1 protein-coding gene is annotated in these 264 nt (G+C 70.1%); it reads left to right on the forward strand.

Annotated features, from left to right (window positions below; translation table 11 throughout):
- Window positions 1-264 (forward strand): UvrB/UvrC motif-containing protein (locus ACFHWT_RS31600; RefSeq protein ID WP_416598379.1); only part of this gene is annotated, 264 nt, incomplete at both ends.

Here is a 264-nt window from a genome sequence, read left to right on the forward strand (position 1 = left end):
AGGCCGGTGCCCGGATGCGGATTCGCCGGATGACCGCGCCGCCGGACCTGCGTGACTTCGACGAGCGGATCGCCCAGGTGCGCCGGGACAAGGAGTCCGCGATCGACGCGCAGGACTTCGAGCGGGCCGCGCAGCTGCGCGACAAGGAGAAGCAGCTGCTCGGGCAGAAGGCGCAGCGGGAGAAGGAGTGGAAGGCCGGCGACCTCGACGTGGTCAGTGAGGTCGACGACGAGCAGATCGCCGAGGTGCTCGGCAACTGGACCG

It is taken from the genome of Micromonospora sp. LOL_021, assembly GCF_048060215.1.
Taxonomy (GTDB): domain Bacteria; phylum Actinomycetota; class Actinomycetes; order Mycobacteriales; family Micromonosporaceae; genus Micromonospora_E.